The 21,687-nt window shown below is 57.5% G+C and carries 13 protein-coding genes; 11 read left to right on the top strand and 2 right to left on the bottom strand.

The features are described from left to right. Window positions 1–3: 3 nt before the first annotated feature. The 3 genes from HMPREF2890_RS02415 to HMPREF2890_RS02405 all read left to right on the top strand — a co-directional run bounded on the left by HMPREF2890_RS02415 (window position 4) and on the right by HMPREF2890_RS02405 (window position 5,620). On the top strand, window positions 4–717 hold the full coding sequence (locus HMPREF2890_RS02415; protein WP_070464799.1) for a DUF5020 family protein: 714 nt from the start codon (window positions 4–6) through the stop codon (window positions 715–717). Window positions 718–915: 198 nt separating this feature from the next. After that, a complete protein-coding gene (locus HMPREF2890_RS02410; protein ID WP_070464795.1) occupies window positions 916–4,899 on the top strand; it encodes a glycoside hydrolase family 2 TIM barrel-domain containing protein in 3,984 nt (1,327 codons plus the stop codon). A 61-nt stretch (window positions 4,900–4,960) separates the two neighbouring features. Continuing rightward, on the top strand, window positions 4,961–5,620 hold the full coding sequence (locus HMPREF2890_RS02405; RefSeq protein ID WP_070464792.1) for an outer membrane beta-barrel protein: 660 nt from the start codon (window positions 4,961–4,963) through the stop codon (window positions 5,618–5,620). Between the two features lie 178 nt (window positions 5,621–5,798). Here HMPREF2890_RS02405 and HMPREF2890_RS02400 read toward each other — a convergent pair whose 3' ends face one another. Both HMPREF2890_RS02400 and HMPREF2890_RS02395 read right to left on the bottom strand, forming a co-directional pair. Further along, window positions 5,799–8,282 (bottom strand): polysaccharide biosynthesis tyrosine autokinase, encoded by a 2,484-nt coding sequence (locus HMPREF2890_RS02400; RefSeq protein WP_070464788.1) that lies wholly within the window; start codon window positions 8,280–8,282, stop codon window positions 5,799–5,801. A 5-nt stretch (window positions 8,283–8,287) separates the two neighbouring features. Further along, a complete protein-coding gene (locus HMPREF2890_RS02395) occupies window positions 8,288–9,103 on the bottom strand; it encodes a polysaccharide biosynthesis/export family protein (RefSeq protein ID WP_070464783.1) in 816 nt (271 codons plus the stop codon). A 133-nt stretch (window positions 9,104–9,236) separates the two neighbouring features. Between HMPREF2890_RS02395 and HMPREF2890_RS02390 the strand changes: the two genes are divergently transcribed. The 8 genes from HMPREF2890_RS02390 to HMPREF2890_RS02360 all read left to right on the top strand — a co-directional run bounded on the left by HMPREF2890_RS02390 (window position 9,237) and on the right by HMPREF2890_RS02360 (window position 21,544). Next, complete coding sequence (locus HMPREF2890_RS02390; protein WP_070464780.1) at window positions 9,237–14,054, top strand: translocation/assembly module TamB domain-containing protein; 4,818 nt, start codon at window positions 9,237–9,239, stop codon at window positions 14,052–14,054. Next, complete coding sequence (locus tag HMPREF2890_RS02385; protein WP_070464778.1) at window positions 14,051–16,366, top strand: translocation and assembly module lipoprotein TamL; 2,316 nt, start codon at window positions 14,051–14,053, stop codon at window positions 16,364–16,366. Before HMPREF2890_RS02390 ends, HMPREF2890_RS02385 begins: the two co-directional genes overlap by 4 nt. A gap of 27 nt (window positions 16,367–16,393) precedes the next feature. After that, the gene (locus tag HMPREF2890_RS02380; protein ID WP_070464775.1) at window positions 16,394–17,908 is read left to right on the top strand and encodes a sialidase family protein; all 1,515 of its coding nucleotides are present in this window, start codon (window positions 16,394–16,396) and stop codon (window positions 17,906–17,908) included. A 141-nt stretch (window positions 17,909–18,049) separates the two neighbouring features. Continuing rightward, window positions 18,050–18,304 carry a helix-turn-helix domain-containing protein gene (locus tag HMPREF2890_RS08765; protein WP_083289747.1) on the top strand — a complete coding sequence of 85 codons (255 nt, stop codon included), beginning with the start codon at window positions 18,050–18,052 and terminating at the stop codon, window positions 18,302–18,304. Between the two features lie 121 nt (window positions 18,305–18,425). Further along, window positions 18,426–19,157 (top strand): toxin-antitoxin system YwqK family antitoxin, encoded by a 732-nt coding sequence (locus HMPREF2890_RS02375; protein WP_070464867.1) that lies wholly within the window; start codon window positions 18,426–18,428, stop codon window positions 19,155–19,157. Window positions 19,158–19,172: 15 nt separating this feature from the next. Next, complete coding sequence (locus HMPREF2890_RS02370; RefSeq protein ID WP_070464771.1) at window positions 19,173–19,742, top strand: LemA family protein; 570 nt, start codon at window positions 19,173–19,175, stop codon at window positions 19,740–19,742. Between the two features lie 3 nt (window positions 19,743–19,745). Further along, on the top strand, window positions 19,746–20,798 hold the full coding sequence (locus tag HMPREF2890_RS02365; protein ID WP_070464768.1) for a DUF3137 domain-containing protein: 1,053 nt from the start codon (window positions 19,746–19,748) through the stop codon (window positions 20,796–20,798). 38 nt (window positions 20,799–20,836) lie between these two features. Further along, window positions 20,837–21,544: a DUF1266 domain-containing protein gene (locus tag HMPREF2890_RS02360; RefSeq protein ID WP_070464765.1), complete on the top strand. Its 708-nt coding sequence runs from the start codon at window positions 20,837–20,839 to the stop codon at window positions 21,542–21,544. The last annotated feature ends 143 nt before the right edge of the window (window positions 21,545–21,687 follow it).

The raw sequence follows: 21,687 nt of genomic DNA, 5'->3' as shown, positions 1-21,687 counted from the left end.
TATATGACACTACTGAAGAAACTCCTGCCGGCACTTGCGTCGGCGCTACTCCTCACCACCCTCACCGCGACAGCACAGACCACGGCTGAGATCCACTACGACTTTGGGCGACACATCTACAACGACCTCTCGGGAGAGAAGCCGATCCTCATCAAGCTCGGTCACCTCTCCTACGACAAGTGGGGACGAAACTATGGCTACATCCGGCTCAATCCCGCCTCCGAGCGGCTCTACGACTTAGATGCCCGCCTGCAGAGGGACATCAAGTTTGTCGACGCTCCCCTTGCCCTTCGCCTCGAGTACCACGGCGCCATGCGCTATATGGCCGACCGCACCCACGCCATCTCCTCCGGTATCTCCTACCGCTTCCACAACGAGTATGTTGACCTCACCGTGGCTCCGAGCTACCGGTATGACTTTGGCTACGAGAAGCCGCACAACTTCCAGCTCTGGGGCGATGCCGCCTGGACCAGCTGGAATCGCGTCTGGACCATCCGCGGCTTCGCCGTCCTCCGGACTAACCTCGGTGCCGATGAGGCTCGCCGTCGGGTGATCTTCCGCGCTGAGCCGCAGGTGTGGTGCAATGTAAACCAATTTGTCGGCGTGCCGGATGAGCTCAATCTCTCTATCGGTACCGAGCTAAGGATGGAATACAATACCCTCCTCCCGGAGGCCTTCCACGTCCGTCCCACCATTGCTGCCAAGTGGACCTTCTGATCCGCTGAGTACGAAAGCATAAAAAAGGAGCGAGGCGGTCAGATGACCATCTCGCTCCTTTTTTCTCCTACCGACATTCTGAGAAAAAATGGCAACTGTGGGGAAATAGGGGTATCTTTACATCACAACGAGCTGTCCGGAGGAGCCTTTAGCATAAGTTCTTGCGGAGTGTGCTTACCCATCCAACACTATCTTACGATGAAGAGACTTACCCTATCCCTGCTTGCGCTCCTCTGCCTACAGCTGATCGGTCAGGCGCAGATCCTGCACCCCATTGCCGGCTATGAGTACGGCACCACACCGGCTCCCGAAGGCTCCGAGTGGGAGTCACCCGAGCGGCTGGGGCTCAATCGCGAGCAGCCGGCGGCCTACTTCTTCTCCTACAAGAGCGTTGATGCCGCCCGCCGGTACCTCCCGGAGACACCGGGCACCTACTACGAGTCGCTCGATGGTATGTGGCGCTTCCACTGGGTCGGCAACCCCGGTGAGCGACCGAGAGACTTCTACCGACCCGGGTATGACGTCTCCCGCTGGGATGAGATCACGGTGCCCTCCTGCTGGAGTGTGGCGGGGATCCAGCCCGACGGCTCCCTGAAGTACGGCACGCCGATCTACTGCAATCAGCCCTACATCTTTAAGCACACGGTTACGCCCGGCGACTGGCGGGGCGGGGTGATGCGCACGCCCCCGACCGACTGGACCACCTATAAGGATCGCAACGAGGTGGGCTCGTATCGGAGGGACTTCACAGTCCCGGCAGACTGGGGCGGCCGACGGGTGGAGCTCCACTTCGATGGGGTCAATTCGTTCTTTTACCTCTGGATCAATGGCAAGTATGTCGGCTTCAGCAAGGACTCCCGCTCCACCGCCACCTTTGACATCACCGACTACCTCCGCAAGGGGGTAAATACGGTGGCGGTAGAGGTGTACCGCTCAAGTGACGGCTCCTTCCTCGAGGCGCAGGATATGTGGCGCCTGCCGGGGATCTACCGGTCGGTCTACCTGACGAGCAGCCCCTCCGTCGCCGTGCGGGACATCGCCGTGACGCCCAATCTCGATGCGAGCTATCGGGATGGGACGCTCCATATCCGGACGGAGCTGCGAAACCGCTCCGCTCGCACGGCAAAGGGGTGGCGCATCCGCTACTCACTCTACCGTAACGAGCTCTACAGCCAGAAGAATAGCCATACCGGCATCGTCGTGACGACCGACCTCCCCGGCACACCACGGGGCGAGGCCTCCGTCACCGAGACGACCCTCTCCCTCCGCAATGCCGACCTCTGGTCGGCGGAGCGACCGCACCTCTACACGCTGGTGGGCGAGCTCCTTGACCCGCGCGGGAGAGTGGCTCAGACCCTCTCGGTGATCACGGGATTTAGGAAAATTGAGATCCGCGATACGCCCGCAGAGGAGGATGAGTTTGGCCTCGCTGGGCGCTACTTTTACCTCAATGGGAAGCCGATCAAGCTCAAGGGGGTCAATCGCCAGGAGATCAACCCCGAGACCGGTAATACGATCACGCGAGAGCAGATGATCGACGAGATCATGCTGATGAAGCGGGGGAATATCAATCACGTCCGCCTCTCGCACTATCCCAATACTCCGATATTCTACTACCTCTGCAACCTCTTTGGGCTCTACCTTGAGGATGAGGCCAATTGCGAGAGCCACGCCTACTACTACGGCGAAGCATCGCTGTCGCACGTGCCGGAATTTACCAATGCGACGGTCCAGCGGACGATGAATATGGTGGCTGCGCATGTCAATGAGCCCTCGATCCTGATCTGGTCGCTCGGCAATGAGGCGGGGCCGGGGAAGTGCTTCGTCGCCGCTTACGATGCGATCAAGGCCTTTGACCAATCTCGCCCGGTGCAGTACGAGCGGAATAACGACATCGTCGACATAGGCTCCAATCAGTACCCCTCCATCGCCTGGATGCGGGAGGCGGTACAGGGGAAGTATAATCTGAAGTACCCCTTCCACGTCAGCGAGTATGCCCACAGTATGGGCAATGCGGTGGGCAACCTCGTCGACTACTGGGAGGCGATCGAGAGCACCAACTTCTTCATGGGCGGTGCAATATGGGACTGGGTGGATCAGGCACTCTGGACGACCGATCCTGAGACCGGCGACCGCTATCTCGCCTATGGAGGGGACTTTGGCGACAAGCCCAATAGCGGGATGTTTTGTATGAATGGGATCCTGCTGCCGACCCACGAGCCGAAGCCCGCCTACTACGAGGTGCGGAAGGTCTACCAGGACGTGCAAATCAGTGACGAGGCACTGGCAGAGGAGGGGACGGTGAGGATCTTCAATAAGCGGTACTTCACCACTCTCAATGACCTCTACTTAGAGGCGGCACTGCTGGAGGACGGACGGGAGATACGTACGGAGCGGGTCGAGATGCCCTCCATCGCTCCGCGCGAGGCTGCGGTGGTGACCCTCCCCTTTAGCCGCAAGGACACCTCTCGAGACCACGAGTACTTCGTCACCATCCGGCTGCGACAGAGATACGAGACACCCTGGGCCGAGGCGGGCTATGTGCAGATGGCAGAGCAGTTGGAGCTGAGCCCGGTGACCCCCTCGGCAAAGAGCTTTGACGGAGAGGTCAGGCTGACTCTCGGCGACGATAATACGATCTCCGGTGAGGGCTTCTCGGTTCGCTTCGACGACCGTGAGGGTACGATTGACCGCCTTGTCTATGGTGGTCGGGAGGTGATCTCCGCCGGCAATGGTCCGCGACTGGATCCCTTCCGCGCCCCGACGGATAACGACAACTGGGCCTCTACGGCATGGTTTGCTAATGGTCTCCACAACCTCCGCCACCGGGTGCTCTCACGCACCGTGCATCCCAATGCCGACGGCTCCATCTCACTCCTTTACCGGGTGGAGAGCCGGGCGCCCTACGGCACCGACTTCAGTGGCGGGGTGAGCGGGCGCTTTGAGCTCAAGGATCATCCGGAGAAGCCCTTTGGCCCCGAGGACTGCACCTTCTCCTCCACCTACATCTGGACCGTCAGTCCCGATGGGACGATCACCCTCAGCGCCTCTGTGGAGAGCAATAAGCCCTCTCTGGCCCTTGCCCGGGTAGGCTTCTCGATGCGCCTACCGCGCGAGCTCGACCGCTACACCTACTACGGTCGCGGTCCGTGGAATAACTATGCCGACCGGGAGACCGGTGCCTTCCTCGGGGAGTACTCGAGCAGCGTGGCGGAGCAATTTGTCCCCTTCCCCAAGCCTCAGAGTATGGGCAATCGGGAGGGCGTGCGGTACGGTCGCCTGACGGATGCCTCCGGGCAATCCGGGCTGGTGATCTGCGCTAATGGTGGGAGTATGAGCGTGCTGCCATACAGTCAGATGCAGCTGGCGATGGCGCCCCACCCCTACCAGCTCCCGCAGTCTGACGGGACGTATGTCCATATGGATCTCGCCGTCACCGGCCTGGGGGGGAACTCCTGCGGTCAGGGCGGTCCGCTGACAGAGGATCGGGTGATGGGCGGCCCCCACACGATGACGCTCCAGCTCCGCCCCTTGGGTGCAACGGGTGTGGTTGCCACACCGACCGCTCTGCCCGTGACGATGCAGCGGAGCGGGACCGGTCTCGTGACGCTCTCCGGCTCGTCGCCCATCCGCTACTCGATCAACGGCAAGCCGGCGGTGCGGTACGAGCGACCCTTTGACCTCCGTGAGGGAGGCGTGGTCCGTGCGTGGCCCGAGGGGAGCGACTGGATCGTCACGGAGCATCGGTACGAGCGGATCACGACAATCCCCGTGACCATTAGCGGTGTCTCCTCCGAGGAGAGCGGTGCCGGGAGCGTTGCCCATCTGCTCGATGGCGATCCCTCCACGATCTGGCACAGTATGTACTCCGTCACCGTCGCCGCTTACCCTCACTGGGTGGCGCTCGACTGTGGTGAGGAGCGCACGATTGCCGGCGTTACCTATCTGCCACGGCAGGACGGAAGCACCAATGGCGACATACGCGACTATGCTCTCTCCGTCAGCAGCGACGGGGAGACGTGGCAGGAGGTGGCACGTGGCACCATGGAGCGGTCAACGTCAAGGCAGACCCTCCGCCTCTCTCACCCGGTAAAGGCGCGCTACGTGCGCTTCACCGCCCTCTCCTCTCAGAGTGGAGCCGACTTTGCCTCCGGGGCGGAGCTGATGGTGCTGTCGGAGTAAGGGATGTATTTTCGCTACCTTTGAGCCCGGAATAATCATTGTTTTTATCCAGTAAATAGATATGAAAAAGATGATCATCGGTGCTCTTGCGGCACTATCCGCCTTGGCACTGTCGCTGCCGGCGAACGCACAGGAGGAGAAGGAGTGGGACCTGGATGTGGACGTTGCTGTCCATGTCGGATATCAGGGGAGCTTCCTCAAGGACTTCACCGCCTATCCCGGTGCTACTCGCTCGCTTCACTCGGGCGTCCGCGTGGGAGTGGACGCAAACTTTGAGGTCTACGAGTACAAGGGCTTTGACTTTGGCATCCGTCCGGGAGTCTTCTTCTCGCAGAAGGGTGAGGCGTACACGAAGACTGCCGACAAGGCGCTCTCGTATGATCTCAATTACCTCGACATCCCCGTGACTCTCTGCGTCAGTCGCGAGGTGGCTGACGATCTTGATGTGACCCTGGGCTTCGGCCCCTACCTGGGCATCGGTCTCTATGGGAAAAATGGGACAGGCAGTAGCTCCACGGAGAAGCACGACTCCTTCGGGAAAGATGGTGAGCTTCGTCGCATCGACAGCGGTCTCATTGCCAACATCGGTCTGAAGTACGAGGACATCCTCCTTACGGTGGGCGGTCAGTACGGCTTCGTGAACCAGCTGAAGGATACGAAGACACTCACCGGCACGCCGAAGAATGCTAATTTCTTCGTGATGGTCGGCTACGAATTCTGATCATACCTCCCAATCCAAAGAGCGAGGGCTGCGCTTACCCGGGATCACCGGTGGCGCAGCCCTCGCTCTATTTTTCCTCCCCTCAGTCGCATGGTGGGATCTGTCTCTACGCTTCGGGAGCCGCATCGCTGATAGCGGTGCGGCTCCCGATGTGATATGGATCTATCGGTAGGTTAGCTCAAGACTTCCGGTGGTCTGAGGACTTCTTATTACCGCTGTAGCCGTAGCCATAGCCATAGCCATAGCCGTAACCATAGCCGTAGCCTTTCTTAAGCCCCTTGGTATCTACCTTGACGTCATTAAGGACAATGGAGACATTGGGGAGCTTGCCGGCATCGGACAGGTAATTGATGTACTCGAGGTCGCGCTTGTCCGTCTTGCGGTAGCGGGTGACATACATGGTCGCATCTGCAATGCGACTCAGGATGATGGTGTCGACCACCGGACCGCAGGGCGCACTATCGATGATGATGTAGTCGAAGTGGTCCCTCAGCGTCTCAATCACCTCATCCAAGCGTGGGCGAGAGAGCATTTCTGAGGGGTTGGGCGGGATCTTCCCGGCCGGCAATACCGACAGCCCCGGGTAGTCGGGCATATCCATCACGAAGTCCATCGGGTCGAGTGTGGGGTCATTGAGGATCTCGCTCATCCCATGAGTGTGATCGTGAGTGGTGTCGTGGCGGTCGTGGATGTGCTGCCCCTTGAAGGTCCTCGACAGGCGGGGGTTACGAAGGTCAAGGCCGACGATGAGTACCCTCTCGTCAAGAGCCGATAGGGAGACAGCGAGATTGGAGGCAACAAAGGTCTTACCCTCTGCCGGTACCGTAGAGGTGGCGAGGAGGACAAGGGGGCGCTTGTTGCCGGTGACGAAATTGAGGTTGGTACGCAGGGTGCGGAAGACCTCCGTCATCACATCGCTGTCTCGAGTCTTGACGACGATCTCACCGGTCTGGTCTCCGAAGTGATCATCAGACATATGAGGCACGCTGCCGAGGATAGAGAGGGTGGAGTGGCGACGAATGTCATCCTCCGTGCGGATCGAGGTCCGGGTCAGCCGTCTCAGGTAGAGGTAGATCGTCGGTAGGAGCAGACCAAGTATCAGGGCAGCGAGGTAGACGATAGGCTTCTTAGGCTGCGAGGGTTTGGAGTCGGCAAGAGCCGGGTCGACTAACTTTGCGCTCTCCAGCGATGCGGCGAGCGAGATAGAGGTCTCCTCGCGCTTCGTCAGGAGCATGAGGTAGAGATTGGATCGGATGGTCCGCTGCCTCTCTATGTCGGTGGTGATGCGCTCAAAGGTGGGCGCCTGCGAGATCTTTCCCTGCAGGCTTCCCTTCATACTCTTGAGTCCCTCGTACTGGATCTGCAGTCCCTGACGGGTCACGTCAGCCACGCGTACGAGACCCTCACGAGTGGTCCCGAGATCCTTCTCAAGCGCCCTGAGTCTCGGGTGCTCGGGACTGACGGAGGCTACGAGAGAGTTTCGCTCGAGGACCATCGTATTGTACTGGTTGACGGCGCTATTGAGTGAGGCATCCTCCACACCGAGCGAGGCAGGGATCAGGCTGTACTCATTTTGCCCCATCGCTCTGACGTAGGAGATCAGGTGGTCCACCACCTTGAGCTGCGTCTGGATCCGCGACACCTCCTCTGTGAGCTTGGCACTACTCTGCACAACGACGCCGAGGTCCTCGTAGCTGGTGACGCCCTGAGACTTCTTGACCGACTCAAGATTAGACTCCACGCTTCCCAGCTCTTGGCTGATGAGAGAGATACGCTCATTGATAAAGTCGTACTGCCGCTGTGCTGCCGCATTCTTATCGATGGCGCGCATACGATTGTAGACCTCTACCAGCTTGGTGAGGAAGTCCTCGCCCTTCTGGCGGTTGTCGGCGAGGATGGAGAGAGAGGAGACATTACTATTTTTCTCCACACGCTCAACAGAGACCTGCCCGTGGGTCATCTGCTCTGCCATAGCGAGCGGAGAGTGGATGATGATCGTGAGCTCCTCCGGCATCTTATGCTCCAGAGCCAAGCTGTCGCCCTTCTGAAGAGAGAGGATACCATACTCGGTCACCTCGGTCGCCGGTAGCTGACTGATGACCTTGGTCTCGCCGGTAGCCTTATCTGTGAGGGTCATCCCGTCGGAGGAGTATGTCAGCGTATACTCAAGAGGCTCCTTGACTTGATCGAGCTTGTCAAAGGGCTCCATCGTGACCCATACCGGGAGGTCTCTCCAGTACACTTGCGTCCGGAGACCATGCCGGCTCGAGAAGTCAAGGAAGTAGTGGGACTCCTTGATCGTCTGCTGCAGCATCTCGCGTGACTGGATCAGCTGCATCTCGTTATCTACATTGAGATTGAGCCCGCCGGTCGCGATGGAGACGAGGTCCAGCTCCCCCATGGCGGAGGCATATTTGCTTCCCTTCCCGTCCTGTGGGTCATTGAAGAGAATGGTCGTCGCCACTCTGTACTTCGGTCGGGAGGTGGTGATGAAGAGCCACCCCAGGATCAGGCAGAGGAGTAGCGAGAGGAGGTAAAGCGGCCAGTGGCTCAGGTATGAGAGCAGGAGTGTGGAGAGGTCAAGCTCCTGCTCGTCTTGACCTGCTTCCTCAGCGAGAGGGGTATTGGAGGGTGCTCCGGTGGAGCTGTCGTATGGGTTCATGCCTATTACTTCACGAGTAGACTGATCAGGATATTGGCCACGGAGAGGGTCAGCGATGCGATGCTGAAGATGATGCCTGTCGCAGCACCGATATTGGCACTCTGGGCGGCAGCATCATTGGGCTGCACGTAGACCACGTCCCCCTGCTGCAGGTAGTAGTAGGGTGAGGAGAGGATGTTAGGGTCCTGCAGATTGAGCGTCACTATCTCGCGGTGACCATCCGGATTTTCGCGCATCAGCTTCACCTCCGTGCGGACACCCTGGATGGACATATCTCCGGCATTGGCCAGCGCCTCAAAGATCGAGACCTTCGTATTCTCGGAGGTAAAGGTCCCGGGGCGTCTCACCTCTCCGATCACGGAGTACTTGTAGTTTTGGATCTTGATATTGACCGAGGAGATGTCGGTGATGTACTTCTTGAGTATCTCCTTGAGGTGGCTCTCTGCCTCACGCATGGTGTACCCCCCCACGTGGGTTAGGCCTACCACCGGCAGCTCCACATTTCCCTCATTGTCCACAAGGAAAGTCCTCGCCTGCTGAGCATAAGTGCTGTACTGCTGATTGGGAGTCCAGTAGATGCCGTTAAAGGCAGCCACAGCCTCAGGATTGGAGGACTCCACCGTGACGGTGAGCAAGTCCTTGGCTCGGATGCGTGCATCTTGCAGACCATTGGAGGCCACGGTCATCACCTGCTCCGGGGTCTGTACGTAGGCTACATCCTTACGAGAAGCGCAGGAGGAAAAGAGGAGCCCAATCATCAGAAGAGATAGGGCAAAGGTGCCTACCTTCCGAAGCTCCAGTCTATAACAATGGGTTTGCATGTCTTTGGCACTTGAAATACTTCTGTGCAAATGTACCTATTTATTGCAAATCCATTACCACACGGAATTGAGGAGACAGGAGAAAGGGTGAGATAAATTATTAACTTTGCACACCATCTGAGTACACTATAATATGCAGGAAAAGCGGGGAGACTTGCCCCAGAGTGATAACCCGGTCGACCCCTCCGAGGAGCGGGAGACGGGGACGGATCAGGAACGCTTAAGGAAAAAGAAGCGCCCCCTGTGGCTCCGTCTGCTCTCTTGGCTCGGGGGCATCCTCGGGGTGCTGCTCCTGATCTTGGTGACCTTCACCGGTCTTCTGATGATCCCCTCCGTCCAGACCCGTCTCGCCAATCAACTCTTAGCGACGATGGAGCAGTCTACGGGGTTGCGTATGTCGGTGGAGCGGCTGAGCGTCGGCTTCCCGGGGAAGCTCTACTTAGAGGGTCTACAAGCTCTTACCGCCGATGGGGATACGGTGCTGTACGCCAAGCGCCTGACAGCTCAGACCGATGCAATTGCCTACCTACGCCACCGAGACCTGCCACTGAGCGGGGTCGCCTTAGAGCGCGCGCAGCTTGACTACCACGCGCCCGGTGACAGTATGGTCCTCACGGGGCGTATCAGCCGCTTCGCTGTGGACCGAGCCTCCTTTGACCCCTCCTTCAGCCACATGAGCTTCGGCACCGTGGAGCTGTCCGACACCCGGATGGACGTGCTGATCCTGCCTAAGGAAAAAGAGGAGAAAGAGGAGGAGCCCAAGTCCCCTCCTCCCACGATCCGCTGGGATAAGCTCCTCTTGAGCAATGTCTCTGCCACCTTCACCGACTCGCCCGACAGCCTGATCATCGATGCCCACATCTACGACGCTCTCGCCAGGGAGGGCGTGGTCGATCTCCCCGACTCGCTCTACACCATCGAGGAGATCAGTATCGAGGCCGACCTGGCTAAGGTGGGTGCCCCGCTGGAGATCCTCCCCCTGCCCTGGTCTGCCGCCCTGCAGGGTAAGTCGGTCCGCTACGGAGGTGTCTCCGACCTGGCCGCACAGCTTGAGGATGCGAGCTTCGCCACGGGGGACGGCTGGAGGGTGACGCGCCTCTCCGGACTGGTGACCAAGGATAGGGATCGCCTGAGGGTGGAGGACCTGATCGTCGAGTTGCCTCTGAGTAAGCTGGGCGGTGAGCTGGATCTCCCATTCAAGGGCTGGCTGCCGGATAGCATCGGCTCGCTCTCAGCGCGTCTTGCCGGGCGGCTCTGCCTGCCGGAGCTGTCACGCTTCCTCCCCATAGAGGGTGAGCTGCCCGACCGACCGCTGAGGACGGTGGTGACCGCCTCGGGCGACTGGCAGAGGGGCGTGGACGCTGAGATCCGTGTGGAGGAGCCCTCACTCCTCCGTCTGCACGCCTCAGCGCGAGCCACCTCGCTGCTGGGTGGCGGACCGCTGAGCGTCACCGGCCACTACGAGCTGCGGTCCGGCAAGGACCTCTCACGGCAGGTGGCGCACCTGATGAAGACGACTCCCCGCTGGCGCATCCCCGACGATATGGACCTGGTCGGTAGCGGGAGCTATGGTCCTGAGGGTGGGGCGGTGGATCTCCGAGTCACTCTCCCCGAGGGACACCTCACCGCAGCGGGGCACTACCGCCCGAGGGGCAAGAGCTACACGGCCGATGTGGAGGCGAAGCACTTCAATGTGGGGGCATTCCTCCCCTCTGACTCGATCGGTTACTTAGATGGCACGATCCACGCCAAGGGGCATGGGACGGACCTCTACTCCGCCCGCACCTCAGCTGACATCTTCCTCAATCTCGATAGTGTGGAGTACAAGGGTGCCACCTATCGAGACCTGATGCTCCTCACCAAGCTGGAGGAGAATAGACTCTTTGCCGCACTCAATAGCGACAACGAAGCCCTCAGGGCCACGGCTCAGCTGGACCTCTTGCTCAAGAAGCACGACATCAATGGCTCAGTCAATCTGCTGGTGGACAGCATCATCCCCGATCGTCTCGGCCTGCCGAAGTCGATCGTGAGAGGGGGAAAGGTGCATCTCAATAGCTACCTCAGGTCGGACCTCGATCAATTCTACGACTTTGAGGGGCACACGAGAGACTTTGTCCTCCAGCTCGACAATGGTCTCTTGCAACCTCAGGAGACGGTCATCAAGGCGCTCTCCACCGACAGCCTCCTCCGGGCGCATGTGGAGAGTGGAGACCTGAGCCTCGCCTTTGCCTCCAAAAATGGGCTGAAGGACTTTCAACAGCGGCTCAAGGACCTCTCGCAGGTCGTCTCGACAGCTCTGCAAGACACGACGGCGAGGCCCGACATGAGCCGCTGGATCGAGCACTACCCCGATGCGGAGCTGGAGCTCAATATGGGACGAAATAACCCGCTCCGCTACTACCTTGACTCGAAGCGCATCGGTGCCCGCGAGATCCACCTCGGGCTGCGGGTCGACCCGGCTGAGGGGCTGCGGGGCGAGGGGATGATGCAGTACTTCCAGACCGACACCTTCCGGGTCGATAATATCGACCTGATCCTGAGACAGGACTCCGCCTTTGTCTACGGTATGCTGACGGCTCACAAGGAGCGCTTCCGCAATCAGCTACCCTTCAATGCCATACTCTCCTTCTCCTCCAATATCCGTCGCTCTGAGGTGGCGCTCGACTGGCAGGACCACGAGGATCAGCACTTCCTCACGCTTGGGGCGGAGCTGTACAATAAGCCCTCCGGCGAGCTGATCTTTGGCTTCACGCCGACGCCGATTGTGCTGGCATACAATACGTTTGTCCCCAAGGCGGAGAATTACCTCGTCATCCCGCCACATAAGGGGAAGATCCGTGCCGACATCGACCTAAGGAGCGAGGATGGGGCAGTGATCAGCCTGAAGGATATCCCCACCAAGGGCAGTCAGGTGCTCGAGGGGGTGATCCACGACCTCAAGCTCTCCGCACTGGAGGGCATCCCGGTGATCCCACACTTGGAGGGCGTGCTCTCTGCCGATGTGCGCCATATCACGCCAGATGGGCAGCAGCCGAGCATCACCGCTCAGGCATCGCTCCGGGACTTTATCTATGAGGACAAGAGGGTGGGCGACCTGGCTCTCCGTGGCTCTGCCGAGCCGGATAAGACCGGTCAGATGATCAGGGCGGAGGCTGACCTCGGTGAGCAGGGGCAGGTGGCTAAGCTACTCGCCTACCTCCCCAAGGGGAGCAAAGATCAGAGGTTTGACCTCCGGATCGATCACCTGCCGCTCGAGATGCTCAATCCCTTCCTCCCCGAGCAGTATGCAGAGACTCACGGCGAGGTCTCGGCACAAGTCGCCAACTACCTCACCGCCGGCGACATCCGCACCGCCCACACGCTCCCCTATAGAGGGGAGGTGGCCTTCCACAAGGGAGAGGTCTACGTCCCGGCACTCAATGAGACCTACCGCGTAGAGGATCAGAAGCTCCCGATCATCGACGGTGAGATGCTCTTCCGCCGCTTTGCCCTCGGAGCCAATGGGGGTCAGTTGCTTGTGAGCGGAAAGGTGGGGCTGACCGATGCCTTCCCCCTCAACCTGAATGTCCTCGGCTCCAACCTGCGGCTCCTCGACTCCGAGGAGACCTCCTCCACCCTCCTCTACGGACGGATCAACGCCGATACCCGACTCCACATCTCCGGACATCCGAGTGACCTGACCGCCAGAGGGAGCGTCAGCATACTGGGGAATACCAACTTCACCTACCGCACGCCTAAGTCTCAGCTCTCCGGCAGGTCGGGGTACAAGGATCTGGTCACCTTCACCGACTTCTCCGACACGCTCTTTGTCGCCGAGACGAGCCGTCTCGACTCGATCTCCAGGAGTGGCATGACCGTGGCGCTCGACCTACATATCGACCCGGCGGCACGCTTCACCGCCATCCTCTCGCCTGAGGAGCAGACCAAGGTCTCCGTTGTGGGTGGCGGTGATCTCAATCTTGATATGTCTCCCTACGGACCGATGACGCTCATCGGAACCTACAATATCAGCGACGGTGAGGTGGTGATGGAGATCCCGCCGGTGAGCCGGACCTTCACCATCGATGACAATAGTCGTCTCACCTGGTCGGGAGACCTCACCAAGCCGGCCATAGACTTCCGCGCCACAGCGAAGGTCTCCTCGCGCGTCTCCTTAGAGGGCGAGGCGTCCCGCCCGGTGGACTTCAATGTCTCGATCATCGCGGAGAATACCCTCAGCGACCTCGGTCTCCGCTTCGAGACTACGGCACCCAAGGACTTCGCTCTCCGCAATCGCCTCGCCACGATGAGCGAAGAGGAGCAGACCCGGCAGTCGATCATCCTCCTGACGACCGGCTACTTCTTCGGCAGCGAGATCGGCAGTGGCGGAAACGGGAATAATAATGCGATCGTGAATAATGCCCTCGCCGGGCTCTTCACCTCACAGGTCAATTCGTTCCTCGGGGAGTCGCTCCACGCAGACATCAACTTCGGCATCACCAACGACCAGACCGCAGCGGGAGACCGCACCGACTACACCTACTCGGTAGCTAAGCGCTTCTTTAACGACCGCATCCGCGTCGTCGTCGGTGGGCGCGTGATGACCGGTGCTGCTGCCGCCGGGATGGAGCAGTCCTTCATCGACAACGTCAGCATGGAGTACCGCCTCGACCGCGCCGGCACGCACTACCTCCGCCTTTTCCACAATAAGAATTACGAGAACTTCCTTGAGGGAGAGGTGATCGAGACCGGTGTCGGCTACGTCCTCCGCCGCCGACTCGACTCCCTGAGGGACCTCTTCCGCTTCGGTCACTCCACCGACAGCATACCCACCTACGATGACATCCCCTCACCGGAGAGCCTGATCATCGAGGAGGAGTCCCCGCTACGCAAGCAGGCAGCCGCACTCTCTGACAGCTTAGTCATGGAGAAACCCTTACCGATAACTACGAAGAAAGAAGAGGAGCCATGAGACACTACCCCCCTCGTCCCTCGATCCTGCTCACCGCCGCCGTCCTCCTCATCGCCGTCGGCTGCTCCGTCTCGCACTACATCCCCGAGGGGGAGACCTTCTACGCCGGGATGGGCAAGGTGTCGATAGAGAGTGAGCCCAATATTGAGGAGATGCATCTCGCCAAGGCCGATGTCAATAGAGTGCTCGCCTACAAGCCCAATGGCTCCCTCTTCGGCTCCTCGAGAGCGAGGCTGCCCTTCAATTACCCCTTCTGGATCCACCAAAACCTCGCTGATGCCACCGACCCGCTGGGGCGATGGGTCTACAAAAACTTTGGCAGTGAGCCGATCCTCATCTCCACCGTCAATCCTCCCCTCCGCGCCCAGGTGGGGAAGCAGGTGCTAGAGGAGTACGGCTTCTTTGGCTCCACCGTGGTGCCCCGCATCATCTACGACAAGGACTCCGTCACTGCCAAGGTAGCCTACGACATCACCATGAGCGAGCCGATACGGCTCGATAGCATCGACTACCGACTCAGCATCACCACGCCCGACTCCCTTGACCTCCGGGACCCGCGTAAGCGGAGGCTCCACGAGGGCGACGTACTCAGCGTCTGGCGCCTCGAGAGCGAGCGGCAGCGCATCGCCTCCGCCCTCAGAGACCGAGGGTACTACTACTTCCAGCCCACGGACATCCACTACGAGGCGGACACCCTCGCCGTGCCGGGGAAGGCTCAGCTGCGGGTCGACCTCTCCCGAGAGACCTCCGCTGATGCGCTCCGCACCTGGAGCATCGGCGACATCACCTACGACCTCTACGACCGACACCGCTCCGCCCTCACCGACTCCACCCGCTACGATGGCATCCTCTTCCGCTACCATCAGCGCCCCCCGGTGCGGCTCCGCTTCCTCGCCTCGAGGGTGCGGCTGGAGCAGGGGCAGGTCTACAACGAGCGCTACCAGACCTCGACCGTCTCCTCCCTCTCCGAGCTGGAGACCTTTGCCTACACCAATGTCGCCTACTCCCCGAGACACACACCCGACAGTCTCTCTCTTCTCGATGTCTCTATGGTCTCTATGGAGGATAAGCCCTATGCCGCCGAGCTCGAGGCCACCTACCGTCTGAAGTCCAATAATCAGACCGGTCCCGGACTGGCACTCTCCGTGAATAAGAGAAATGTATTCCGGGGCGGGGAGACCCTCTCCGTGCGGCTGCAGGGCAATTACGAGTGGCAGACCGGCTACCGGACGAGCGACAAGGGCTCAGCCGCATGGGACATCAATAGCTACCTCTTCCTCCTCTCCACCGACCTAAAGTTTCCTCGCCTCCTGGTCCCCGGGCTCTATTACCGACCCTTTACCTATCCCGCCTACAGCAAGCTGGGGCTGACGGCGGCGCTCCTGAGCCGTAGTGGCTTCTATCGTCAGATGCAGTTTGCCTTTGACACCGAGTACCGATTTGAGCCCTTCAAGGGGGTGCGCCACACCGTCCGGCCGCTCAGCATCTCCTACAATCACCTCGTCCGCCGCACCGCCGCCTTTGACGAGGCCTTAGAGGCCAATCCCGGGCTGGGGCTCTCCTTCCGAAATCAGTTTATCCCACAGGCCTCCTACCTCTTCGGCTTCGAGACACGCGACCCGCTCTCCCGCCACACCTTCTCCCTCGAGGCATACGTCTCTGAGGCGGGCAACCTCCTCTCCCTCTGCTACGCCAAGGACACCCCTCGCCCCTACCGCCTGGCAGGGTCGAGCTTTGCACAGTTTGTCAAGGGCACCCTCGAGCTGCGGTATGCCTATCAGGCGAGCTCGATGATCTCGCTCGCCAGTCGCCTCTACAGCGGGGCGATCTACAGCTACGGCAATCAGACCGTGGCACCCTACACCGAGCAATTCTACTCCGGTGGAGCCAATAGCCTGCGCGGCTTCAACGTCCGCACCCTCGGTCCCGGTGCCTATAGTCCCCCAAACCCCTCCCCTCTCTCATTCCTCGACCGGACGGGTGACCTCCGCCTCGAGGCCAATCTCGAGCTGAGGGCCAAGGTGGTCGGAGACCTTGAGGTGGCCACCTTTGTTGATGCAGGCAATGTGTGGCTACTCAGGCAGGATCCCTCGAGGCCTGATGCCACCCTCACCTCGCGCTACTTCCTCCGTGATGTCGCCCTCTCCACCGGGCTCGGTGTGAGGTACGACCTCTCGATGCTCGTGGTACGGCTCGACCTCGGCGTCGCCCTCCATCGTCCCGACCGATCGGGCGGAGCTTACTTCAATACCTTTGGGGATAAGAAAAACCTACCGCTCGCCCTCCACCTTGCCGTAGGTTACCCCTTCTGATCCCCTCTCACAGCACGCACTACAGTTATGATCCGAAAGACCCTCTACAGCCTTATCCTCCTTCTCCTCGGCTCCCTCGCCTATGCCCAGACCGACTCCGTCACCGTCATCGGCTCCCGGCACGGCTATATGGGCGGACAGACGAGACGGACCCTCGCCACCATCGTCCTCCCCAAGAGCGGCCGCATCGACATCTCCTACCGCCTCGACCCCCGCACCACCCGCCTCATAGAGCGGTGCGAGGTGCTCGCCAGCGACAGTCTCGTGGTGCGTGACCTCGACGACTACAAGGGCCGGGTCGCCTACGATGCCATCCCGCTGAGTGGGAAGGAGCGCGCTCGTCTCACCACCGACAAGAGAGTCCTCTACCTCACCGCCGATGTGGCTGAGGACCCCATCTACTCTCCCGATAAGCTCCGCGGAGAGATCCTCTCTGTCTCTATCAATGGTCGGAGCTACCCCATAAAGCAGGTGGGCGATCCGACCTCTCGCCAGCGCTGGCGCACCTACACGCCCCTCTTCGTCCCGGGGGACACCGGCTCGCGCAACTTCCGCATCCCGGCCCTCATCAAGACCTCCAAGGGGACGCTCCTCGCCTTTGCGGACAGGAGGAAGTACAATCAGGTCGACATCCCTGAGGACATTGACCTGATCCTCCGCCGGAGCGAGGATAATGGCAAGTCGTGGTCCGACCCCGAGATCATCCTTAGGGGGCAAGGTAAGGGTGCCGGCTACGGGGACATCTGCGTCGTCGAGACCCGCCACGGAGAGAGGGTGATCATCACCTTTGTCGGTGGGCAGGGGCTCTGGAGCTCCACGGCGGATAAGCCGATGCCGCAGTACGTCATGGAGAGTACCGATGACGGCCGCACCTGGAGTGAACCGAGGACGATGCAGCCCCAGCTCTACGGGACCCACTGCCCCGACCCCGATCGGCAGAAGTACGCCGCCTCCTTCATCGCCGCCGGTCACGGCGCCACAGCCTGCTACGGACGGATCATGTACGTCGCGGCCATGTGGGACCCCGAGCGACGCGCCTTTGACAACCGTCTCGTCTACAGCGACGACCTGGGCGAGACCTGGCAGGTCTCGGAGCCTGCCTACGATCGTGGTGATGAGTCCAAGGTGATCACTATGCCCGACAGATCGCTCCTGATGAGCATCCGAAATCCTCGCCGCGGCGATCGGATATTCTCCGTCAGCAACGACGGCGGCATCACCTGGGAGCAGACGGACCGCTATGCCGGCCTACACGATGTCGCCTGCAATGGCGCCCCCTTCCTCACCTCGCCCTCCGATGGTATGCGCCTCATGCATACCCTCCCCTCAGGCCCAGGCCGCCAAAACGGGCGACTCTACAGCTGGAGTGAGGAGAAGGGCTGGGACGAGGGGGTCCTCCTCACGCCCGGCTGGTGTGCCTACACCGAGGCGCTGATGATCGACGACCACACCATCGGCTACATCGCTGAGGAGGACGAGGAGATGTCCCTCGTCTTCTACTCCATCGGCCTACAGGATCTGCCCCTTATAGAGGAGAAATAATCCCCCTCAATTTTTTGGTTTCGGGCTATCTGGCTGAGAAGTAAGAGGTTACCATTTTGGCGATGCGGATAGGTAACGATTTAGAAATGAGCGGAGTGCTTTGAAGTACTCAATAAAGAAACACCAGAGAAGAAGCAACTCATCTCTGGCATCAAAGGTTTGACGAATCGAGTGAGAAGCATGGCTCAAACTCATCGTCCTCTTTTTGAAGGTGAAATCTATCTCACAGGACGGGAGGTTTGCGAGAGACTGTTCCTTTCCCCTCGTACCCTGCAAGACTATCGGGATAAAAACATTATCCCTTACACCCAAATCGCAGGGAAAATCCTCTATCGGCTCTCAGACATAAACAGAATACTGAGTGAGAACTATGTCAACAGAAACCTTCATCGGTAATGGTGTAGGTCTTCCTTTGTTTTTATCCATTGTTTTGGTCAGAGAATCGCAAAAAAACTCTATCTTTGGCATTGAGTATCTGTGTATGCTCTTGCCTCTTGATAAAACATTCTATTATAATATGAATCGATATATTCTCTTTTTCTTTTTGCTGTTGCTGAGCCTTTCGGTATCGGCTCAAAAGGTGATTCTAAGCGATGAACTCTTACCCCTATCGGGCGAAAACAATACGACAGTTTATTTCGAAAAGGACAGCCGAAAACCCTTGCAGGGAGAGTGGCGTATCAAGCGGGGGCTTGACGAAGAGACTATTTCCTTTTCTAACGGACTGATGGATGGCAAGTACCACCGCTATCGGGATGGTGTACTGAGAGAAACGGGAGCGTATGACCAGGGGAAAAGAAATGGGGTGTTCACGGAGTACTACCAAGATGGCAAAACTGTCAGCAAGATTACCCCTATGAAGAAGGGCAAAATCGATGGCTGTGTAAAAACCTATTTCAAAGACGGTCGTTTGGATTTGGAGAAAGAATACCAGGAAAGTGTGGAAAACGGCTTTGAGAAGCGGTATGACAGCCAAAACGGTGCTCAAATACTTGAGACCCGTTGGGTGAATGGGAAGAAAGACGGGGTCGAGTGGAAACTCACGAAACAGGGAGATGGCGTTGAAAGCAAAGTCACACGAACTTATCGCATGGGCGTGCTACATGGGGCGTACAAAGAAGAAGTTTTGCGCAACGGAAATCCGGTTTTGGTTGTAGAGGGACAGTATGCCGATGGAGAACGTTCGGGGGTATGGAAAGAGTACGACGCCACTACGAAGACGACAAGAGTACTAAGAAATAATCATTGAGATAAGCGAATTTGTATGACTGCATTAGTAATTGCCGGGAGTGTCCTTATCGCAATAGCTGTGCTTATACTGATTTGGGGTATAATCACCTCTAATAATCTCATTGCCAAGAAAAACAGGGTGGAACAATGCCGGAGTGGCATTTGTGTGGCACTCAAGCAGAGAAATGACCTTATACCCAATTTGGTGGCATCTCTTAAAGCGTATATGGGACACGAAAATGAAATCCTTACCCGCATAGCCGAACTAAGGTCTCGAGCAGACGGAGCCCCCGAAGCAGAACAAATCAAGGACGGGACAGAAATCTCCGCTCTTCTCAAACAAGTTAAGGCTGTTGTTGAGAGTAATCCGGATCTCAAAGCCAATGAGCAGTTTGTCTATCTCCAATATCAGATAACGGATATGGAGAACGAATTGCAGGCTATACGCCGAACTTATAACGCTACCGTAACGGATTACAACAATGCCGTAGAAATGTTCCCGTCTTCATACATCGCTTCAAGAAAACATCTTGGGAAAGAAGCATTGATACGAATTCCTGAAAGTGAGTTGGGTGACATTCATATCAAGGAGATTTTCGGATAACTGATGAAAGAAGACCACTTGATTGACTTCAAGATTGTCGCTCAACAAATGAGAGGGCAACTAACCCACATAGCTATGTGGCGTAAGATTGTTAGGCTTCTCATTTATTCCGTTTACCCTTTGGCTCTGCTTTGGCTTGCATTCACTATATTCGGAAGGCATATCGTCGATGCGGGCAATTATGAAACCTCACAAATAACGGCAACGTATGTCGTCATATTCTTTGTCGCCTTTGTGGTCCTCAATACGCTGTTCTCTTTATGCCTAAATGTACTGAAGCAGAAAGAGGAAAAAGTAATGGGGCAAGTTATCAACCAGCTATTTCCGGATGCAAATTATTCTCCGACAAAAGAAGTAAAGGTGTCCGATATTCGGGCAAGCAGACTATTCGGAACCCCAAATAGGTCGGAGGGTACTCTGCAAGTGGCAAGTTACGGTGCATTGAGTTTCCCAACTCAGCATCAAGCATTGACAATAGCCGATATAGGGGTAACCGCAACAAATGAACAGAATACTAAACCATGGAGATCCTTTAGGCTCCTCTGTCGGGCGATTTTCAGTCCGATGTGGGGCGCACAAGTAGAGAGCACGATGTTCAGCTTTAGGGGAATGTTTGGTTACTGCCGTCTTCCAAGAACTTGCAGGGGATTTGTTATGCTGCTTCCCGACCATTTGGAGGATAAGTTGGGCTACTTCGCTCTGACGATACAGAAACTGAGGGAGAGACATAAAGCAAAGTTTGTTTATTTGGAAGACCCCGAGTTTGAACGTCTCTTTACCGTATATGCCGATGACGAGGTAGAAGCCCGTATGATTTTGACCCCGGCAATGATGAAGAAACTTACCGCTCTTCGTTGTTCCTTTACCCATGACTTGATGCTCTCCTTTAGCGGAGATACATTTTATTATGCCTCCAATATGCCAAAAGGATTTCTTCGCCTTAGCGGGAAAACATCTGTAAACGAAGACCTATTGCTTGAAATCTACCAAGAGATCGGGTTCTGTCTTTCTGTAGAAGAGATGATGGGCGAGCATGTGGATAAGCAGGAAATATGATATAATAGACTTATGTTTTACTTCAAAATAATACTTGTATGATCTGGAAAATCATCGTGGCAATAGTCGCTGTCTTGATTATTGCTTTTATCGTGCTTGAAATCGTGTCTCGGCTCTTTGCTAAGAAAAACCTGAAAGCCTTTTTGGCTTCTCATCCTCAAACACCGCTCACCGAGGAAAAGAAAAGGTTACTGGTATTTGGAGCCATCTTGTCTTGTTATCGCAGTGAGGACATCCTTAGTATTATCACCGATGATAATATGAATGTATACAAGACAGGGCTTCAAGAACAATGGAGCATTAATGGTCGGGAAGATGCTCTAGAGACGCTAAACGCTCTGCTTAATTTAGAGCAGAGTACGGAAGTGGACGAAGTCCTTGCTCAAAGAGGTTCTTCCGAGGAACTTATTGAGCTGCAGACTTTGATAGCAGACGGTCTAAAAACGGATTTGGCTCAAGTCCGGACCACAACCTCCACGTATGCTTGGGACGTATGCCGACTGGTGAGCTTGGCAAAATGGTGTTATTGGTTGCAATACATCAGTGAAGCGGAAATGTGGAAGTACCTCAATGAAGGAGCGGTGAAAGCATCGTCATTAGGCAAAGACTGGAACGACTATACGGTCTCGTTCTTAATGGGCCGAGCCATTGACGGATTTGGTACAGAGGATATCATAGACGATTGTAAGGCTCTATATCATAGAGAGTCTGACACGGATGTGTATTCCAAATACAGCTTTAAGTAACTTTTCAAAGCTGACCGAGACCTCTGTGCAAAGGTCTCCCAATGATGGTATAGTCAATGGTCCTTTACAAAAAGGATCATTGACTATATTATTATCTATGTCTATCTTTCTTGCCTAGGTTCAACATCGAAGTGCAACACTAG

The organism is Porphyromonas sp. HMSC065F10 (genome assembly GCF_001808555.1).
GTDB lineage: Bacteria > Bacteroidota > Bacteroidia > Bacteroidales > Porphyromonadaceae > Porphyromonas_A.
Note: the sequence above shows the minus strand (reverse complement) of the source record. Positions and strands in the feature narration are given on the sequence as shown.

Coding starts and splice junctions, on each gene's coding strand:
- HMPREF2890_RS02415 (WP_070464799.1), top strand. CDS start 4: ATGACACTACTGAAGAAACTCCTGCCGGCACTTGCGTCGGCGCTACTC.
- HMPREF2890_RS02410 (WP_070464795.1), top strand. CDS start 916: ATGAAGAGACTTACCCTATCCCTGCTTGCGCTCCTCTGCCTACAGCTG.
- HMPREF2890_RS02405 (WP_070464792.1), top strand. CDS start 4,961: ATGAAAAAGATGATCATCGGTGCTCTTGCGGCACTATCCGCCTTGGCA.
- HMPREF2890_RS02400 (WP_070464788.1), bottom strand. CDS start 8,282: ATGAACCCATACGACAGCTCCACCGGAGCACCCTCCAATACCCCTCTC.
- HMPREF2890_RS02395 (WP_070464783.1), bottom strand. CDS start 9,103: ATGCAAACCCATTGTTATAGACTGGAGCTTCGGAAGGTAGGCACCTTT.
- HMPREF2890_RS02390 (WP_070464780.1), top strand. CDS start 9,237: ATGCAGGAAAAGCGGGGAGACTTGCCCCAGAGTGATAACCCGGTCGAC.
- HMPREF2890_RS02385 (WP_070464778.1), top strand. CDS start 14,051: ATGAGACACTACCCCCCTCGTCCCTCGATCCTGCTCACCGCCGCCGTC.
- HMPREF2890_RS02380 (WP_070464775.1), top strand. CDS start 16,394: ATGATCCGAAAGACCCTCTACAGCCTTATCCTCCTTCTCCTCGGCTCC.
- HMPREF2890_RS02375 (WP_070464867.1), top strand. CDS start 18,426: ATGAATCGATATATTCTCTTTTTCTTTTTGCTGTTGCTGAGCCTTTCG.
- HMPREF2890_RS02370 (WP_070464771.1), top strand. CDS start 19,173: ATGACTGCATTAGTAATTGCCGGGAGTGTCCTTATCGCAATAGCTGTG.
- HMPREF2890_RS02365 (WP_070464768.1), top strand. CDS start 19,746: ATGAAAGAAGACCACTTGATTGACTTCAAGATTGTCGCTCAACAAATG.
- HMPREF2890_RS02360 (WP_070464765.1), top strand. CDS start 20,837: ATGATCTGGAAAATCATCGTGGCAATAGTCGCTGTCTTGATTATTGCT.